The following is an 18,750-nucleotide window of genomic DNA, read 5'->3' as shown; positions in this document are numbered from 1 at the left end:
CTTGATCAACGGCTTGCCCAACTCCTCCTCAGCGAACTTGCGAAGCTGCTCGCCGCTGGTGAAGAGATGCTCGTACTCGTACTCGCCGCCGTTGTAGTCGCAGTTGTCGGTGGTGTACTCCCGGCAGATGCGTGGGCGGGTCTCGTAGATGCCGCAGCGATTGTCGGGTTGGAGGTGCTTGCACTTGGTCGCGAAGCCGATGTACCACTGGCCGTCCTCGACGAACACGTGAATGTTCTCGTGGATCAGATACCAGCGGATGTTGTCGTAGTCCTTGACCGTGTCCGGGTTGTCGATCGGCAGCGCGACGTACCGACAACACAGAGCCGCACACTTATCACACAGGCTTCCCATCGGTTCCGACATCGCCCGATGATACACGGTTCGTAGGATTCACCATGCGAATCATCGCCGGGGAACATCGGGGCCGCAGGTTGCTCGGCCCGGCGACCGACGCGACCCGGCCAATCACCGACCGGATCAAGCAGCGCATCTTCGACCGCCTCGACGCCGCCGGGCAGATCGCACACGCCGAAGTGCTCGACGTGTTCGCCGGCACGGGCAGCTTCGGGCTCGAAGCGCTCAGTCGTGGGGCGAGTCATGTGCATTTCTTCGAGCGGGACCGTTCGGCGGTGAAGCGCCTGCGTGAGAACATCGCCGCCATCGACGCCGACGACCGCAGCACGATCGTCGACGCCGACGTGTTCGCCCACTTCGCGACCCACCGACTCCCGCGACCGGCCGACCTGGTGTTCTTCGACCCGCCCTACCCGATGGTGACCGGCGACGCCGACCGCCTGCGGCGACTGCTCGAAGTACTCGCACCGCAACTGAGTAACGACGGCGAGATCCATTTCCGGCACGACGCACGCGACACGCCGGACGTCGGCAACCTGCCCGTGTTGGGGCTCAAGGACTACGGCTCGATGGCGTTGACCTACATTGGAAGACCCGGGGGGTCGACACCGTGAGTGCAGAGCGTGACATCGCGAAGCAGATCGTGCGGACGTTGCGAAACGCCGGACATGTGGCGTACTTCGCCGGGGGTTGCGTGCGCGATGAGCTGCTCGGGCTCGACCCGAAGGACTATGACGTCGCGACCGATGCCCCGCCTTCGAGAGTTCGTGAGCTGTTCCCGCGCACGCAGGCCGTCGGCGAGCACTTTGGCGTCATCCTCGTCCGCCTCGACGGCGTGCAAACGGAAGTCGCCACCTTTCGCAACGACGGCAACTACACCGACGGCCGACGCCCCGACGCGGTCGAGTTCACCACCGCCGAGGAAGACGCCAAGCGCCGCGACTTCACGATCAACGGCCTGTTCTTCGACCCGATCGACGAGGTCATCCACGACCATGTCGGCGGCCAGGCGGACCTGAAAGCGAAGGTGCTCCGCGCCATCGGCGATCCGGCCGAGCGGTTTGCGGAGGATCACCTACGCTTGCTTCGCGCCGTGCGCTTCGCCGCACGCTTCGGCCTCGAGATAGAGCCGGCGACTCGGACGGCAATCGTGGCCAACGCCGACAAGCTCAAGCTTATCGCCCCCGAACGCGTCGGCGACGAAATGCGGCGGATGCTGACGGGCGACGACGCGGAACGCGCGGTGGCGCTGTTGACGACGTCCGACTTGCTGTCGGTCGTGTTTCGATCAGGGCCCGGGGATTCGCTGCGCTCATCCCTCGGCTTCGTCCGAGGCGCATCGTTTGGCGGTTCGTTGGCGATGTTGACCAGTGATGTCAGCGTGTGCCGATCGAACATGAAGATCAGTAACGTCGAGGCGGATCGCATGGTCGCGGTGATGCACTGGTTCGATCGATTGCGAGATGATGGTTCGCTCGCGACGGCACGGCGATTCGTTGCGGACCCGGCCTGCTCGGACACGGAGGCATTCGCTCAATCTCGATCAGCCGCCTTGCCCGAAGCGGTCGAAGCCGCAAAGTCAATGCCGATCGGGCCGGAACCGCTACTCACCGGCGGCGATCTGATCGCGGCCGGTTGGGAGCCGGGGCCGGCGTTTTCGTGTGTACTCGAGGCGGTGTACGACGCGCAGTTGGAAGAGCGCGTGTCGACTAGAGAAGAAGCGCTCGCACTCGCTATGTCGCTGCGGTAACCGCGTTGCGGAGCAACGCAGCTACGCGAGATCCGGCACATCCATTGGATCGCGCCAAGCTGCGTTGCTCTGCAACGCAGTCTGCTCACTGCCCCGTCAACGCCTCCGCCCGATCCTGCTTGCTGGCGATTTTGGTGACGCGCAGGCCGAAGTTCTCGCTTACCTTTACCGCTTCGCCCTCGCCGATCTGGCGGTTGTTCACGAGCAGCTGCAACGACGCTTCGCTGTCTTTCTCGAACTCGATGATGGTGCCGATGTTCAGGCGGAGGACTTCCTTCACGTCGAGCTTGCGTTCGGCGAGCTTGACGATCAAGGGCACCTCGATGTCGAGGACGCGACGCAGGTCGATGTTCGAGGCCGACTTGTTGGAGAGAACGGGCACGCCGATGATTTATCGGTCGCGTCAGTCCGGCTTCTTGAAAATCAGCGTCGCGTTGTGGCCGCCGAAGCCGAAGCCGTTGCTCATGGCGTAGGTCATCTTCCGCTCGACGGCGGTGTGCGGCGTGTAGTCGAGATCGCAGCCCTTCTCCACGTCCGGCTCGTCGAGGTTGATCGTCGGCGGGATCGTCTGATCACGAAGTGCAAGGACTGAAATGACCGCTTCGACGCTGCCGGCCGCACCGAGCAGGTGGCCGAGCATCGACTTGGTGGAGCTGATGGCAAGCTTCTTGGCGTGGTCGCCGAAGGATCGCTTCACGGCCAACGTCTCGGCCGCATCGCCGAGCGGCGTGCTGGTGCCGTGGGCGTTGATGTAGTCGATCTTCTCCGGCTCGATCCGGGCATCGGCGAGCGCGGTGTTCATCGCGAAGCTCGCGCCTTCGCCGGTCTCGTGGGGTGCGGTGATGTGGTGAGCGTCGGCGGTGAGGCCGTAGCCCACGAGTTCGGCGTAGATGCGGGCACCACGTTTCTTGGCGTGTTCGTACTCCTCGAGAACAACCACGCCGGCCCCTTCGCCTTCGACGAAGCCGTCGCGTCCGACGTCCCAGGGACGCGACGCTTTGGTCGGCTCGTCGTTGCGGGTCGAGAGCGCGCGAGCGGCGACGAAGCTGCCGAGCCCGAGCTCGCACATCGCGGCCTCGGAGCCGCCGGCGATCATCACGTCGGCCGCGTCGCGCTGGATCACCTTCATCGCGTCGCCGATCGCGTTCGCACCCGTCGCACAGGCGGTTGCGACGGCGGTGTTGGGGCCCATCAGACCAAGGCGAATGGAGAGGTTACCGCTTGCGGCATTGCCCATGAGGCGCGGCACCGTGAACGGGCTGAGCCTTTTGTAGCCCTTGGTGTTGAGGATCGTGCATTGCTCCTGGAGCGTCTCGATCCCACCGATGCCGGATCCGATCAGCACACCGGCCCGCTTGACGTCGACCGACGCCTCAGCCAGGCCGGCGTCTTTCCACGCCTGCTCACCGGCGGCGATGCCGAACAGCGCGAAACGGTCGAGTCGCTTGGCCTCGCGACCATCGATGCCGTGGTTGGTCGGGTCAAAGTCAGTGCATTCGCCACCAAACTTCACGGGAAACTCGGAGGTGTCCCAGCGCTTGATCGGCCCGATGCCGGAGGTGCCGGCGACGAGGTTCTTCCACATGGCGTCCACACTCTCGCCCATGGAGGTGATGACGCCGAGACCGGTGATGACAACGCGACGGGACATGGCGGAAAAGTGACGGGGATGGAAGTAGCAAGTAACGAGTGAGGGAGCCGCGAGTACTTCGACCCCTTACTCGTTACTTTCCACTGAATACTTCTGAGCGATCAGCCCTTGTGTTCGGAGATGTAATCGATCGCCTGGCCGACGGTCTGGATCTTCTCGGCCTCTTCATCGGGGATGGACAGTTCGAACTCGTCCTCGAACTCCATGACCAGTTCGACGGTGTCAAGGCTGTCGGCGTTGAGGTCGTTGATGAAGTGGGTTTCGCGGGTGATCTCACCCTTGTCCACGCCCATCTGTTCGCTGACGATGTCGATGACCTTGCTTTCGATCTCTTCCATGTTGGTATCCTGTTCAGGCCGATCGGGTTGGGGCCGTCCGGCGAGGTGTCGGGGATGATAGGGAGCGGAAACGGGCGACAAAGCCCCACAAGTTGCCCGTTAGCGGGCTTTTCGTGATGGATTCCGGGGCCTCCCCGGCGGCGCGGACCATAGCCCGCCGTCAAACTCAAAGCAAACAACCGGGTCGGCTCACATCGCCAGCCCGCCGTCGACGCACAGCACCTGCCCGGTCACGTAGCCGGCCGACTCGCTGGCGAGGAACGCAACCACCGCGGCGATTTCCTCGGCCTGACCGAAGCGCCGCAGCGGAACATGCTCCTTGACGGTCTTCTTGATCTCGTCGGGCAGTACGTCGGTCATGTCGGTTTCGATGAAGCCTGGCGCGACGACGTTGGCGGTCAGGCCCTTACCGCCGAGCTCTTTGGCGACGGACTTTGTGAAGCCCGAGAGCGCGGCCTTGCTCGCGGCATAGTTAGACTGTCCCTTGTTGCCCGCGACGCCGCTGACGCTGCCGATGTTGATCAGGCGACCGGATTTGCTGCGCATCAGGAACCGGCTCGCGGCCCGGGTCAGCACGAACACGCTCTTGAGGTTCGTACCGATCACGTCGTCGAACTCGGCGTCCTCCATTCGCATGAGCAAGTTGTCCTTGGTGATGCCAGCGTTATTCACCAAGACGTCGAGGCGACCGTGGGCGTCGGCGACATCTTCAACAAGCTTGGCGGCACCCTCGAAATCCGTCAGGTCGAGCGATTTCGCCTCGGCGGTGCCGCCCTCACCCTCGATCTCTTTCACAAGGTCGCCGAGCTTTGCCGCGTCGCGGGCCACCGCCACGATATGGCAGCCGCCGGCCGCGAGGTGCTTGGCAATCTCCCGCCCGATCCCCCGGCTCGCACCGGTCACGATCGCGACACGTTTCTCATTTTTCTCAGCCATCGAGTGCTCCCGCGGTGTTCAGCGTTCGTACCGGTGCCTTGCGGTCGATCTTTTTCATCAGCCCGGTCAACACACGGCCCGGGGCAAGCTCGGTGAAGCTCGCGCCGTCACCAACCAATTTTTTCATCGTCTGGCTCCAACGGACCGGCTGGGTGATCTGCTCGATCAGACGCCTCTTGATCTCATCGACGCTCCCGTGCAGCTCGGCGGTCACGTTCGACCACACCGGCACGACCGGCTCGTTGAAAATCATTTGGTCCAACAACTCGCCCATCTGCTCGGCGGCCGGCTGCATCAGCGGACTGTGGAACGCCCCAGCGACCTTCAGCGGAAAGACCCGCAGGCCGTCGTCGGCAGCAAGCTTGGCCACGCGATCACAAGCCGAAAGCGTGCCGCTCACGACGATCTGTCCCGGGCAGTTGAAGTTAGCCGGCACGAGAACCTCGCCCTCGGCAGCCTTCTCGCATAACGCGGTGACCTGCTCCTCATCGCCGCCTAGCAGGCTGACCATGCCCGAGGGCATCGCGGTGGCCGCATCCTGCATGTACCGGCCGCGCGCCTGCACGAGACGCAGGCCGGTGTCGAAATCAAACACACTCGCCAAGTGCAGCGCGGTGTATTCACCGAGCGAAAGTCCCGCAAGCGCCGTCGGCGTCGGCAGGTCGGCCGCACGATGGCACGCAACGCTGGCCGTGAAGATCGCTGGCTGCGACACGTCGGTCTGGTTGAGCGTTTCCTCGGGTCCGTCTAAGCAGTAGCTCGACAGCCCGGGCATGAGCGCGTCGGCTTGCTCGAAGGTTTGTCGGGCCGCGTCGGACACCTCCGCGAAGTCCTTGCCCATACCCACATGCTGGGCACCCTGCCCCGGGCAGAGAATGTAGTTCTTGTCAGCCATAATCATCAGAGCCGCAGAAGCGCACTCCCCCACGTCAATCCCGCACCCACGCCGAGGAATAACACCAAATCACCCTTTTCGAGACCGCCGGCTTTGACCGCTTCATCAAGGGCGATCGGAATGCTCGCGGCGGACGTGTTGCCGTAACGGTCGATGTTGACCAGCGCCTTGTCCATCGGCAACTCGAGCCGGTCCACCAGTGCCGCGATGATCCGCTGGTTCATCTGGTGCGGGATGATCATTTTCACATCGGCCGGCTGGTAACCGGTGGCCGCGAACGTCGAGTCGACGACCTCGTTGAGCTTGGTCACCGCGAACTTGAACACCTCGCGGCCGCGCATCTTCAGAAACTGGCTACCGGCAGCCACCATCTTTTCGTTGATCGGGTTACGACTCCCAACCGCACAGTGCAGAATCTCCCAGCCGCCACCGTCAGAGTGCATTTCGGAATAAAGCAACCCGGTTTCAGGTTCGTCGGATGCTTGCATGACCACCGCGCCCGCGCCATCGCCGAAGAGGATGCATGTCGTGCGGTCCGTCCAATCGGTGATCCGGCTGATGGTTTCGGCGCCAACGACGAGGACGTTTTTGTGACGGCCGGATTCGATGAACGCCGCAGCCTGTTCCATGGCATATACGAACCCGCTGCAGGCGGCGTTCATGTCATACGCGGGGATGCTGTCGAGGCCGAGCGAGTGTGCGATGAAACACGCGGTCGAGGGCGTCACCATTTCCGGCGTGATCGTCGCACAGATGATCAGATCGAGATCCTTGGGCTCGAGCTTGGCGGCCTTGAGGGCCTTGGTCGCCGCGTGGGAGCCGAGGCTCGCGCTGGTCTCGTCACTGCTGACGATCCGGCGTTCCTTGATGCCGGTCCGCTGGGTGATCCATTCGTCGGAGGTTTCGACCAGCATGGCCAGTTCGGCATTGGTCAGACGCTTCTCCGGCACGTGCGAACCGGTACCGGTGATGATGGCGGAGATCTTCGACACGTCGGTAACTTAGGCGGTGCTCACTGCCTCATCCGCCTCGGCGTCCGAAGCCACATCGGACTTGGCGGCGGCGATCCGCTGAATGATCGTTTCGTTCACGTTGCTGGCGACCGCCTTCTTACCAGCACGGATGGTGTTACGGATCGCACGGGCGTCGCTGGCACCGTGACCGATCAGGAAGTATCCGCCGACACCCAACAACGGCGCGCCGCCGTATTCCTGCCAGTCGAGATCGTGAGCAATCCGGCCCATGACCGGCTTGAATCGCTCGACCAAGTCCTCGCTCTCGACGGCGAGTTCTTTCTTCACTGTCGCGAACAGGCCTTCGAACAAGCCCTCGGCGAACTTGAGCACGATGTTGCCGACGAATCCGTCGGTGATGACCACGTCACACTCGCCGCGGAACAGGCCCCGGCCCTCGACATTGCCTATGAAGTTCACGCCCTTCGCGTCACGCAGGAGCTTGCGGGTCTCCTTGACCATCGCCGTACCCTTGCCGTCCTCAGAGCCGATGTTGAGCAGGCCGACACGCGCGTCGGTTTTGCCCGTGGTCGCTTCGAAGTAGGCCGACGCCATGACCGCGTATTGCAGGAGATGCATCGGCCGGGGCTCGGGATTGGCACCGACATCGCAGTACACGACCGGCCCGTACACCGTCGGCATGATCACCGCGATGCCCGGACGTTGCACGCCGGGAAGTGTTCGCATGCGGAGCTGAGCGGCGGCGACACCGGCCCCTGTATTGCCCGCTGAGATCGCCACGCACGCGTCACCCTTGGCTGCAAGCTTGGCGACGACCGCGAGTGACGAGTCTGGCTTGTTGCGGATCGCCTCGACCGGCGGCTCGCACATGTCCACGACTTGGGTCGTCGGCACCACCTCGTAGCGGGAAACATCGACGCCGGACGTGTCGAGCGCGGGGCGGATGATCGACTCGTCGCCGACGAGCAGAATGCGGTCGTCGCCGTCGAGCAACTCGGCCGCGTCGAAGCAACCACGCAACACCGCTTCAGGTGCCTTGTCGCCGCCCATGACATCAACTGCCGCTCGCACGATGAATCGCTCCGGCTGGGGAAGGTTCTGGAAAGGGAAAGTCGCCTATTCGTCGTCCGCCGTCACATCGGCTGCCTTAAGGGAGATCCGATGATTGACGAAGCCGCAGTTGGTGCAAGCCGCGTGGGGCAGCTTGGCCGTGCCGCAGGCGGGGCAGTTGACATACGCCGGGGCACGCAGGGCGTGATGACTGCGGCGCTTACGCTTACGAGATTTGCTGATACGTTGAACCGGAAGCATGACGCGCTCCTACCAAAATGCGAAAAAGTGGGGACGACGTGAGCCGCGACGGTAGGTCTGGGCAGCGTGAGATGTCAAATGTGGCGGGGGTCTTCGCGAGATCGGCCTTCCGCACGTTATGCGGGGACTACCTCTCATGCGTGGCTCCCGCACAACGTGCGGAAGGCCGTGAACCCACTCACTCCCGATCGCAGTCCCAAGTTACCCCGAGATGCGAGGGCAGGTAGGTCTCGCGCAGCAATGCCATGTGCTGCGGATCATGGACACGTTTCTCATGCCCGCCTTTAGAAAACCATGTCCGGCGACGAACCTCGCGGTTGAGCCGTTGGGTGAGGGAATGCTTCAGGTTAATCCGCATTCGGGAAGCCGAGCGGTCGCCACGCCATCCGAGCAGCAGATGAACATGAGTCGGATCGAGCGCGGCGGCGTAAGCGGTGAATCCCTGGTGCGGTGCTGCGGACTGGAACTCGTTCGCTATGTGATTCTGCGTGAGTACGTCGAACTCGGCAGGTGCCTGCCGTTGCTTGCGCCGGTAAGCCCTTGCGAGTGAATCGCTCTTGCCTTGTAGCCCGCGTCGCCAGTGGACGCTGCCCTGCTTGCGGTCGGGCAGCCATGTGCCGTAGGCGTGGAGGGTGATGAGGTAGACGGGCATCGCTCGGCGTTCAGCCTTCCGCACGTTGTGCGGGGGCTAACGTAACCCGACCGTAGCCCCCGCACAACCGTGCGGAAGGGCCGAAACCGCTAGGATCTACGCCAGCGCCGACTCCGCAACGGCCGTTGCCTTTTCCAAGGCCGCAGCGAGCTTGGACGGGTCCTTACCGCCGGCTTGGGCGAGGTTGGGGCGACCGCCACCGCCGCCGCCGGCGACTTGGGCGGCGGCTTTGACCCAGTCGCCGGCTTTGAGGCCCTTGGCGATCGCGTCATCGCCGCAGCCGGCGACGAACACGACCTTCTCGCCGTCGACCGCCGCGAGCAGGACGGCGTAGTTGCCGAGCTTTTTCTTCGCGCTGTCGATCACGGCCCGCATCTGGTCGGCCGTCGCGCCGCCGGCGTCGAGGACGAGCAGGTGCGTGCCGCCGACGTCGCGGGCTTGGTCGAGCAGCTTACCCGTGTCCGTCGCGGCACCGCTGCCGCCACCGGACTTGAGCTTTTTCTTGAGATCTTTCACCTCGGCCTGCAAGGCCGCGACGCGGTCCGGGACTTGCTCAACCGGGACGCTCAGTTGCTGGGAAAGCTGCTTGAGCGTCTTGTCCTCGTCGAGCATGTGTTCAGTCGCGAGTCGGCCGGTGACGGCGGTGATGCGGCGGACGCCTTTGCTCACGCTTTCCTCGGCGACGATCTTGAAGAAGCCGATGTCGCCGGCACGGGAGACGTGCGTGCCGCCGCAGAACTCGACGCTGCAATCGGCGGCGTTGAGCGTTTTCACATCGTCGTCCGCCACGGCGATCACACGCACCGGGTCGGGGTACTTCTCGCCGAAGACCGCACGCACGCCGTCGATCGCCTGCGCCTCGGCCAACGGCAGTTCGACGCTCTGCACACACGCATTGCAACGAATCTGGTCGTTGACGATCCGCTCGACCTCGGCGATCTCGTCGGCGGTCACCGCCTGGCCGTGGGCGAAGTCGAAGCGGAGCTTTTCGTGATCGACGAGGCTGCCCTTCTGGTCGACGTGGTCGCCGAGGACTTTGCGCAGGCCGAGGTTGAGCAGGTGGGTGCCGGTGTGGTTGCGCATGATGTCGGCCCGGCGGGCGTCGACATCAACGTGCGCCTGTTGGCCGACGGCGATCTCGCCGGTGTCGACCTCGCCCCAGTGCAGAACGTGGTTGCCGCGGCGTTCGGTGTCGGCGACGAGGAACTTGCCGGTGTCGGTTTCGATACTGCCGACGTCGCCGACCTGCCCGCCCTGCTCGGCGTAGAAGCTCGTGCGATCGAGCAGCACGGACGCCTCGGTGCCCGCGGCCAGCGTGCCGTCGGCACGCGGCTTACCGCCTTCGACAAAGCCGAGGATTTTCGCGGTCGTCTCGCGGCCGGCGTACTTGGGCTTGTCGTCGGTCTCGGGAAACGCCGAGAGGTCGATCGCCTCCTCGCCACCCTTCTTGCGGCCCTTGCCGCTGGTCATCTTGAACTCATCGAAGAGTCGTTCGTACTCGGCCATGTCGACGGTCAACCCGCGCTCCTCCGCGAGTTGCCGCGTGAGGTCGATGGGGAAGCCGTAGGTTGTGTGAAGGTCGAAGGCATCCACGCCGGAAACCGACGCAGACCTACCAGAGGCACGAAGCGCACTTTCCATTTCTTCGATTTTGACCGTCCGGATGTTCTCCTTCTTGGCAAGGTCATTCCCCTCGATTAAGAAGTCCAATTCCTCAAGCCCCGCGCGAAGCTCTGTGTTGAACGGCACTTCGCCGCTTTCTGGCCAGCCACCTGTTACGCCGCCAATCAGCTTCCAGCCCTTCAACGACGCATACTCCTCGCCGACTCCAAACTTCCAACCCTGGTCGTAACGTGTCAGCCCACGTTCGATGGTCTCGAGAAAGCTTCGCTCCTCGCGTTCGATGATCTCAGCGGCATTCGTGTGCTTCACCTCGGGGAACGCATCGCCCATCTGCTCCTGCACGACGCTCACGAGCTTGTGCAGGAACGGCTCGCGCAAGTCGAAGCGCTGGTACCCGAACCGCACCGCGCGGCGGATGACGCTGCGCAGCACACTACCGCGGCCCTTGTTCTCCGGCACCGCTCCGTCGGCGATGCTGAAAGTCGCCATCCGCGCGTGGTCGGCGATCGCGCGGAAGGCGGTGTCGATCGGGTCGTCCAACTTCGACCCGTACGTCTTGCTGGTGAGCTCGCCGATCGCGTCCATGTACGGGGCGAACACATCGGTGTCGTAGTTGGACGCCTTGCCCTGCAATACCGCGACGATCCGCTCGAAGCCCATGCCGGTGTCGACGTGCTTGGCCGGCAGCGGCGCAAGGCCGTTCTGACCGCGGTTGAACTGGATGAACACGAGGTTCCAGATCTCGACCACCGTGTCCTGCCCGTCGGCGTTGACGAGGTCGCCGCCGGCCTTGTCGGGGGAGCGGTCGTAGTGGATTTCGGAGCACGGGCCGCACGGACCGGTGTCGCCCATCTCCCAGAAGTTGTCCTTCTTGTTTCCGGGGTGGATGCGCTCGGCCGGCAGGTAGTGGAGCCAAAGCTGCCGCGCTTCCTCGTCAGGCTCGAGCCCTTCGTTCGAGTCACCCTCGAAGTACGTCGCGTGCAGCCGCTCCGGATCGACGCCCCAGACTTTGGTCAACAACTCCCACGCCCAAGCGATCGCCTCGGCCTTGAAGTAGTCCCCAAAACTCCAGTTGCCCAGCATCTCGAAGAACGTGTGGTGGTACGTGTCCTTGCCGACGTCGTCGAGGTCGTTGTGCTTGCCGCCTGCGCGGATGCACTTCTGGCTGTTGACGGCCCGGACGTACTCGCGCTGTTCCTCGCCGAGGAAGATCGGCTTGAACTGGTTCATCCCCGCATTGGCAAACAGAAGCGTCGGGTCATCGTGCGGGACGACCGAACTGCTCGGGACGAACGTGTGGGCGTGCTTCTGGGTGAAGAAGTCGATGAACTGTTGACGAATGTCGGCGCTGCTGAGCGTCATGGGCGGGAAGTGTATGGCCTTCCCCGTTCCGGTGGCACGTCACGCCCCGACGGCACACGCCGGCAGATCGGCCACACGCCAGAGGCCCAGGACTTTGCCGGTGTCTTTGCCGCCCTCGATGTCCTCGGTGATCGCGTCGATCGGCTCGGGCCAGTGGTACGGGGCCTTGGCCAGATTGATCAGTCGGTGTCGGCCGATTTCCTTTTCGACGTTCGTCTCGACCGCTTGGTGCGATGTGGCCAGCAAGTAGGTCAGATCACTCGATCGCACATTCTCGATCAGCTCGGCATTGCGTGGCACGTCCAGATGCACCATGCAGTCGCGGCAGAGCAACGCGTCGACCTCGGGCAGCGTGTCGGACGTCAGATCGAGGTGTATGAAGGTGCGCTGCGGCGGTTGGCCGTGCTCGGCGTTGTTGGACTCGACCAGGGCTTTCACGATGTCGCCGCCGATGTAGCGATCGACCGGCAGCTCGACGTGCCGCATCCAGAAGAAATCGCCGCACGGGGCATCGAGCAGCGAGCGGATGCCGTGTCGCTCGAGCAACGCCGGCAGCTCGGCCCGGATCGCCTGCGTCTGGGCGAGGTTCGAGCCGCTGCCGGAGTAGGAGTCCGGATCGCCCCACTTGTTGGTCTGGTAGATGTAGTCAAACGCCGCCTGCGGCGAGGCGTCGGCGAACATGCGTTTCTCCCGACGCTTTCGGAGAAGCTTGCCAAACCAGGATTCGCGGCGTGACGACTCGGGCATCTGTCACGGTAGACGCCGGTGCCCCGGCGGTCAGGTTCAATCGCTGTCGAGTGCGGTGACCATCGTCGGCTCGTCCGCGTTCAGCAAGACGCTTTGCAGGGCGACCAAGTCGCTCACCGGCTGGCCGGCGATGTCAGTCACGACGGTGCCAGCGTGCCAGGTGTCGGCCATCGGGCTGTCGGGGCGAATCACCAGCGCGACCACGCCATCGCCCTCGAAGTGATCCGGCAACGGGCCGAACGTCACGCCGCGCCAGTTGAGCCGACGCGTGTCGACGGTGACGGCGGCGTGCTTGTGCGACGGCTGGCGCTGGGGTGTGACCTCGACGTCGAAGGTCGCGTCCGCCCGCCGGACCGTCAGCCAGACCGGCTCCAGCGGTGCAAGGCGATTGGCCGTGCGGATGAACGCCGCCGCGTCGTGCATGGGTGATTCGTTCACGGCTTCGATCACGTCGCCCACCCGCAGCAGTTCGCCCACCGCACTGTCGGGCGCGAGCTCGCGGACGACCGCCCCGCCGCGTTCGGCGTCGCTGAGTCGCAGGCCGAACGTCGCGTACTCGACCGCGAGGCCGCGCTTGAGTCGATCGACCTTGGCCCGCAACACGTCGTCGACCGGCAGCGCGAAGCTCAGGCCGTGCGTCTGTTTCTGCGGCAGGATCACCGCGGCGACAATGCCGATGACGTTGCCCTGCAGGTCGAAGAGCGGACCGCCGGAGTTGCCGGGGTTGATCTCGGCGGTGGTCTGGATCAGGCCGTGGTAGTGGCGGTCTTCCTCACGGGCGAGCTTGGGCAGGGCGCGGTCGGTCGCGCTGACGACGCCGACGGATAGTGCCATCTCCCCGGCGGTCGCGAGACCGACGGGATTACCCAAGGCGATGCACCACTGCCCACGCTCGGCGGGCGTGTCAGCGAGCGGTACGATCGGCAAGTCGACCGCGACCTTGAGCACGGCCAGATCGCCGCGCGGGTCACTGCCGAGGACCAGCGCCGGGAGCACGGTGCCGTCGTCGGTCGTCACCCAAAGCCGGTCGGCGTCAGCGATGACGTGCTGGTTGGTCAGGATGTACCCATCGGCCTCGAACGCGAAGCCGGTGCCGACGACGCGCGGCTTTCGACCGAGCATGTTGTCGAGCTGCTCGCCGGTCAGTCGGGCCCCGTCGTGGTCGGCGTTGGCGACATCCATCGGTCCCACGGCCGAGATCGCCACGACGCTCGGTGCAAGGTCGCGGCCGGCAGTCCGGAACGCCTCCTCCAAGCCGGCAAGTTCCAGCGTCCGCGACCGTGTCTCGATCGGTAGCTCCTCCGCCACGGCGGGCAACGCCGTGCAAAGCGTGAGGAGGATGGCGGTCAACAATGTCCGCATGTCCGAACCAGAACCTTCCGATTCGGCATCGGCCGATGAAAGGCGTTGGTTGATTCGCCCACGTAGACCAAGGGGGCGAACTCAACTTATCGGACGGCGATACGGCGGAACTACAGCAGGTCCAACGCACCGGCGATTTCCTCGCGGGCCTTGGGGTCGTCGTGGTCCTCGGCGGCGGTGATGCCGACCTCGTAGGCCGCGCGGGCGGCGTCGAGGTCACCCTGTTGTTCGTAGACCTGGCCCTTGCGAAAGTGGGCGTAAACGTAACTCGGGTCCATCTCCAACACTTGGTCGAATCGGGCGATCGCTTCGTCGTATTTGCCGGCCTTCTCGTGCTCGGTGCCAATGGCGTACACCAGAAACGGGTCGTCCGGCTCGCGGGCGTGCAGCTTCTCAAGTTCGGCGAGACGGTTGGGCATGAGTGGGAAGGTAGCGAGGAGGTGAGTAGTGGGTAGCGAGTAGCAACAAGAGTATCGGCAGCTTCCCCCTACTCGCTGCTCACAACTTCGCTACTCGCTACTTCTGCTCACAGGGCCTGGTGCGGCATCGACAGCGACTCGGCGACGGCGGCGTTGGTCACGCGACCGCCGACCATGTTGATCCCCGCGGCAAAACCGGGATCGTCCTCGGCCGCCTGGCGGTAACCCTTGTTCGCCAGCTTCAACGCATACGGCAACGTCGCGTTGCACAGCGCGATCGTGCTGGTCCGGCCGACGGCGCCGGGCATGTTCGTCACGCAGTAGTGGTTGATCCCGTCGACCTGGAAGACCGGCTCCTTGTGCGTCGTCGGACGCGAGGTCTCGATGCAGCCGCCCTGATCGACCGCGACGTCGACGATCACCGCGCCGTCCTGCATGCGCTTCAGCATGTCGCGCGGCACCAGCCGCGGCGCTTTCGCACCGGGCACGAGGACGGCACCAACGATGAGGTCGGCGGTGGTGACGTGCTCCTCGATCGTGTGCGGATCGGAATAGATCGTCTCGACGTTTGCGGGCATGACCTCCGAGAGATAGCGCAGGCGTTCGAGGTTGATGTCCATGAGCACGGTGTTGGCCCCGAGCCCGGCGGCGATCTTCGCGGCGTTGGTCCCCACCACGCCGGCACCGAGAATGACCACCTTCGCCGGGGCCACGCCCGGCACGCCGCCGAGCAGAATGCCCCGACCCTGTTGTGGCTTCTCGAGAAACTTCGCCCCCTCCTGCACGCTCATCTTCCCTGCCACCTCACTCATCGGCGTGAGCAACGGCAACAGCCCGGCCTTGTCGAGCACCGTCTCGTACGCCACGGCCACGATCTCACTCTCGAGACACGCCTGCGTCAGGTCGCTGCTCGCGGCAAAGTGGAAGTAGGTGAAAATCACCTGCCCAGGCTTGAACCGCTGGATCTCCTCCGGCTGCGGCTCCTTGACCTTCATGATCATGTCCGCCTCGGCGAAGAGCGCATCGACGTCATGCACGATCGTCGCGCCGGCCGCTTCGTACGCCTCGTCGGGGAAGCCGCTGGCGGTCCCCGCGTCGGACTGAATCTGGACCGAGTGCCCGGCTTTGGTCAGTAAGGCCGCACCGACGGGCATGAGCGCGATGCGGTATTCGTCGGACTTCACTTCACGAGGTACGCCGATCTTCATCGCGGTGATGGTAGCGAGTAGGTCAGTAGCGAGTAGTGCGTAGACAGAAGCTGAAGACGTCCCTTCTGCCTACTCACTACTCGCTACTCATCTACCCACTACTCCTCCCGCCCCACCCGACCGATACCAACCACATGCCCACGGTGGCCGATGACACTCGCCGACGTATCGTTTTATTGGACGACGACCGCATCCTGCGCGACTCGCTCTCGGCGTTGCTGGTTCGCGAGGGCCATGACGTTATCGGAACCGACACGCTCGACGACGCACGCAGCCAACTGACGGGCAACACCGTCGACCTGCTGCTGCTCGACCCCGCCTGCGTACCCGGCGACAACGCCAAGCTGCTGCGCGAACTGCGGCGCGACTTTCCTGAAACGGTCTGCGTCGTCGTCACCGGCTTCGGCAGCATCGAGGGCGCGGTCGAAGCGACCCGTGCGGGCGCGTTTGAGTACCTGACCAAGCCGCTCATCGACGACGAGATCCGCATGGTCGTGCAGAAGGCCCTGCAACAGCAGCGGCTCGTCTTCGAAAACCATGCACTGCGCAAGCAGGTCGACGGGCAGTTCGCACTGGAGAACGTCATCAGCCGCGACCCGCGGATGCTCAAGATCTTCGACACGCTCCACGCCGCGGCCGACACGAGCGCGACCGTGCTGCTCGTCGGTGAGTCCGGCACGGGCAAGTCGATGCTCGCCAAGGCGCTGCACAAGCGCTCGCCCCGCCGGGATAAGCCGTTCGTCGAGATCAGCTGCGGTGCTTTGCCCGAAACACTGCTGGAGTCGGAGCTGTTCGGCCACAAGAAGGGTGCGTTCACCGGGGCCGACAGCGACAAGCCCGGCCGATTCGCGCTCGCCGAGGGCGGCACGATCTTCCTCGACGAGATCAACTCCGCCCCTCTATCCATGCAGGTAAAACTGCTGCGCGTGCTGCAGGAGAAAACCTACGAGCCCGTCGGCGGCGTCGAGCAGCTGCGAGCCGACGTTCGCGTCGTGCTGGCGACGAATCAGAAGCTGGAGCCGCTGGTCGAAGCGGGCACGTTCAGGCAGGATCTGTTCTACCGCATCAACGTGGTGACGCTGGATCTGCCGCCGCTGCGCGAGCGGGCCGGCGACGTACCGCTTTTGGCCGAGAAGTTCCTCAAACAGCACGTGGAGGAGATCGGCCGACAGGTCATCGGTTTCACCGACGACGCGATGGTCGCCCTGCAGAGCTACGACTGGCCCGGCAGCGTGCGCGAGCTGCAGAACGCGATCGAGCGGGCGGTGATCCTCTGCCGCGCGACACGCATCGACGCAGCGGACCTGCCCGACACGGTCACCGGCAAGAAGCGCGACTTCACCGGCGGCGAGCACCTGGTCCTGCCCATCGCACCAATGCCGCTCAAGGACGCGCTCGAAGAGCCCGAGCGTCGCATCATCCTCGCCGCCCTCGAACGCAACGACTGGAACCGCAACGTCACGGCCGACGAGCTCGAGATCAATCGCACGACCCTCTACAAGAAGATTCGCAAGTACCGCCTCGACCTAGGACCGGCGGCGTGAGACAGGAGGACTCAGGAGTGAGGACTGAGGCGAGCCGCGCGAAGCTCGGCTCGTCCGCACTAAGCTCTGTGGCCAAATTTGGAATTTTATACCAGACAGGCCCTTTTAAGCCCTCTTCAGCACTATTCTGTAACAAGCAGGGTCCTTTTTACCCATCAGGGCCCTTTTTGCGCTGTCTCAGGGGCCCTTTTCGGGGCGCCGCCCCTCCCTGAGCGAAATCCTGGCTACGCCCCTGGTCTGCTCCGTCACATGCTGTCGAATTTGCGGTGGTGGAAAAAGAAGCGTGCCCGTAGACATCGCTTCAACCATGTGACAAAGGCACATTTCGCTGAGACGGCGTAAACCTTCTACGTTAAATCACTGGTAGTGCTTCGCGTCACAGCATGATTTGCATGGTTTTACAATATGACTATTCCCCAAAATTATTGGAGCTCTGTCGAATTTAGGGATCAGAAATTGACTAAGCAGTGATTTTTGTCCTTACTTGAAATACGTGTGCTTGACTGACATGCCATAACTGCCTTGGATCCTGGAGGGGCGAACCAGTGCTTTCAGTGGTGTGAAGAACACCGCGCCCATGGTTTTGAATGCCCAACACAATGTTGCTCGTGAGATCTCCAGGGTTCCTGCCTCCGAATGGTCTTGTGGGTTAGACCTTTATGGAATCCCTTGTCTATTTTGATGTCCTCAGCTGGAAACATTGTCTTCCCCCCCCCATTGTATCAACTAAAGCCAGTAATGCATTTATCCAGCACATCACATAGAAACGGTGCCGTATGACCCTGGCAGTTGGTGCGTCGTTAAACCCCCCAACATAGAAACGGCCGGAGGGATTGGGTACGGCATACCTGCATATGTTTCCTGTCGGCTCGTTCATCATGTTTATAGCTTGTGCGCTGTCCCGTTGAATGTGTCAGAGATTTATCTCTCAAGTAACCGCCCTGCTCCGCTTTAAATCATGTAGATCGGTTGCGATTGAGACGGTGCGATATGACAAAGCTCAGACGCGTCTGTTGAATATGCTTACGAGAATTGTTCGGAATATTTCAGGAGAAAAACGGTAGGAATGTCGGGTACCATAATGCTGGCGATTGTGATGAGTACCTTTGGGTGGCGTACTAATCCAAATATCTCGTTAGTGTACTGGACTTTTATGCTTGGAATCATTACGCCCTCTTGCAAAATGTGTGGGGCAGGGTCTGCGGCGTGGGCGATATCGCCGGAGCGGGGGCCGTGTAGATTTTCCGGCTGTAGTCCTCAGCCTGCAGGTCTCCGTGGGCTTAAATGTTTATTTCACATCCCGTTCAGGGCGAGTGACCTAAGTTAGGGGACCATTTCGGCTGCCCACGCAAAATGAGTCAAGCCCATAAACTGAAACACGTTGATCTAAGTGTACTCCCTGTCAGTTGTTCCGGTGCACAAAACTGGTGCCGGGCACTCCCAGTCAGCTGTTCTGGTGCCCAAATCTGGTGCCGGGCACTCCCAGTCAGCTGTTGTGGTGCACAAACCTGGTGCCGGGCACTCCCAGTAAGTTGTTCTGGTGCACAAATCTGGTGCCGGGCACTCCCAGTCAGCTGTTCTGGTGCACAAACCTGGTGCAGTGCCGGGCACTCCCGTTCAG

18 protein-coding genes are annotated in these 18,750 nt (G+C 63.2%); 3 read left to right on the top strand and 15 right to left on the bottom strand.

Annotation, left to right across the window (positions count from 1 at the left end; translation table 11 throughout):
• Positions 1–366, bottom strand: a 366-nt coding sequence (locus tag AAGD32_15790; GenBank protein ID MEM8875708.1) for a YkgJ family cysteine cluster protein, incomplete at its 3' end; no start/stop codon positions are given.
• 32 nt (positions 367–398) lie between these two features.
• Here AAGD32_15790 and rsmD point away from each other — a divergent pair.
• Positions 399–971 (top strand): 16S rRNA (guanine(966)-N(2))-methyltransferase RsmD, encoded by a 573-nt coding sequence (gene rsmD / locus AAGD32_15785; GenBank protein ID MEM8875707.1) that lies wholly within the window; start codon positions 399–401, stop codon positions 969–971.
• A complete protein-coding gene (locus AAGD32_15780) occupies positions 968–2,107 on the top strand; it encodes a CCA tRNA nucleotidyltransferase (protein ID MEM8875706.1) in 1,140 nt (379 codons plus the stop codon). The genes rsmD and AAGD32_15780 overlap by 4 nt, the downstream gene beginning before the upstream one ends.
• A gap of 85 nt (positions 2,108–2,192) precedes the next feature.
• On the opposite strand, the gene AAGD32_15775 is transcribed toward AAGD32_15780, so the two are convergent.
• From AAGD32_15775 to ald, 14 genes are all read right to left on the bottom strand, one after another.
• Entirely contained in the window at positions 2,193–2,489 is a 297-nt protein-coding gene (locus AAGD32_15775; GenBank protein MEM8875705.1) for a FliM/FliN family flagellar motor switch protein, read from the bottom strand.
• Positions 2,490–2,510: 21 nt separating this feature from the next.
• Positions 2,511–3,758 carry a beta-ketoacyl-ACP synthase II gene (gene fabF / locus AAGD32_15770; protein MEM8875704.1) on the bottom strand — a complete coding sequence of 416 codons (1,248 nt, stop codon included), beginning with the start codon at positions 3,756–3,758 and terminating at the stop codon, positions 2,511–2,513.
• A 101-nt stretch (positions 3,759–3,859) separates the two neighbouring features.
• Complete coding sequence (gene acpP / locus AAGD32_15765; GenBank protein ID MEM8875703.1) at positions 3,860–4,096, bottom strand: acyl carrier protein; 237 nt, start codon at positions 4,094–4,096, stop codon at positions 3,860–3,862.
• A gap of 189 nt (positions 4,097–4,285) precedes the next feature.
• Positions 4,286–5,032 carry a 3-oxoacyl-[acyl-carrier-protein] reductase gene (gene fabG, locus AAGD32_15760; GenBank protein ID MEM8875702.1) on the bottom strand — a complete coding sequence of 249 codons (747 nt, stop codon included), beginning with the start codon at positions 5,030–5,032 and terminating at the stop codon, positions 4,286–4,288.
• Positions 5,025–5,927: an ACP S-malonyltransferase gene (gene fabD / locus AAGD32_15755; protein ID MEM8875701.1), complete on the bottom strand. Its 903-nt coding sequence runs from the start codon at positions 5,925–5,927 to the stop codon at positions 5,025–5,027. The genes fabG and fabD overlap by 8 nt, the downstream gene beginning before the upstream one ends.
• A 5-nt stretch (positions 5,928–5,932) precedes the next feature.
• Positions 5,933–6,919 carry a beta-ketoacyl-ACP synthase III gene (locus tag AAGD32_15750; GenBank protein MEM8875700.1) on the bottom strand — a complete coding sequence of 329 codons (987 nt, stop codon included), beginning with the start codon at positions 6,917–6,919 and terminating at the stop codon, positions 5,933–5,935.
• A 9-nt stretch (positions 6,920–6,928) separates the two neighbouring features.
• On the bottom strand, positions 6,929–7,972 hold the full coding sequence (gene plsX, locus AAGD32_15745; GenBank protein MEM8875699.1) for a phosphate acyltransferase PlsX: 1,044 nt from the start codon (positions 7,970–7,972) through the stop codon (positions 6,929–6,931).
• A gap of 45 nt (positions 7,973–8,017) precedes the next feature.
• Positions 8,018–8,212: a 50S ribosomal protein L32 gene (gene rpmF / locus AAGD32_15740; GenBank protein MEM8875698.1), complete on the bottom strand. Its 195-nt coding sequence runs from the start codon at positions 8,210–8,212 to the stop codon at positions 8,018–8,020.
• Positions 8,213–8,390: 178 nt separating this feature from the next.
• The gene (locus AAGD32_15735) at positions 8,391–8,864 is read right to left on the bottom strand and encodes a hypothetical protein (protein ID MEM8875697.1); all 474 of its coding nucleotides are present in this window, start codon (positions 8,862–8,864) and stop codon (positions 8,391–8,393) included.
• Between the two features lie 96 nt (positions 8,865–8,960).
• Entirely contained in the window at positions 8,961–11,849 is a 2,889-nt protein-coding gene (gene alaS, locus AAGD32_15730; GenBank protein MEM8875696.1) for an alanine--tRNA ligase, read from the bottom strand.
• 39 nt (positions 11,850–11,888) lie between these two features.
• Positions 11,889–12,596: a class I SAM-dependent methyltransferase gene (locus AAGD32_15725; GenBank protein ID MEM8875695.1), complete on the bottom strand. Its 708-nt coding sequence runs from the start codon at positions 12,594–12,596 to the stop codon at positions 11,889–11,891.
• A 36-nt stretch (positions 12,597–12,632) separates the two neighbouring features.
• Positions 12,633–13,958, bottom strand: a complete 1,326-nt coding sequence (locus AAGD32_15720) for a trypsin-like peptidase domain-containing protein (protein ID MEM8875694.1) — start codon at positions 13,956–13,958, stop codon at positions 12,633–12,635.
• A gap of 110 nt (positions 13,959–14,068) precedes the next feature.
• Positions 14,069–14,377, bottom strand: a complete 309-nt coding sequence (locus AAGD32_15715; protein MEM8875693.1) for a tetratricopeptide repeat protein — start codon at positions 14,375–14,377, stop codon at positions 14,069–14,071.
• 107 nt (positions 14,378–14,484) lie between these two features.
• Entirely contained in the window at positions 14,485–15,585 is a 1,101-nt protein-coding gene (gene ald / locus AAGD32_15710) for an alanine dehydrogenase (protein MEM8875692.1), read from the bottom strand.
• A gap of 35 nt (positions 15,586–15,620) precedes the next feature.
• On the opposite strand from ald, the gene AAGD32_15705 reads away from it, so the two are divergent.
• A complete protein-coding gene (locus AAGD32_15705; GenBank protein MEM8875691.1) occupies positions 15,621–17,129 on the top strand; it encodes a sigma-54 dependent transcriptional regulator in 1,509 nt (502 codons plus the stop codon).
• Positions 17,130–18,750 lie beyond the last annotated feature (1,621 nt).

It is taken from the genome of Planctomycetota bacterium (assembly GCA_039182125.1).
GTDB lineage: Bacteria > Planctomycetota > Phycisphaerae > Tepidisphaerales > Tepidisphaeraceae > JBCDCH01.
This window is presented reverse-complemented; position numbering and strand designations above follow the sequence as displayed.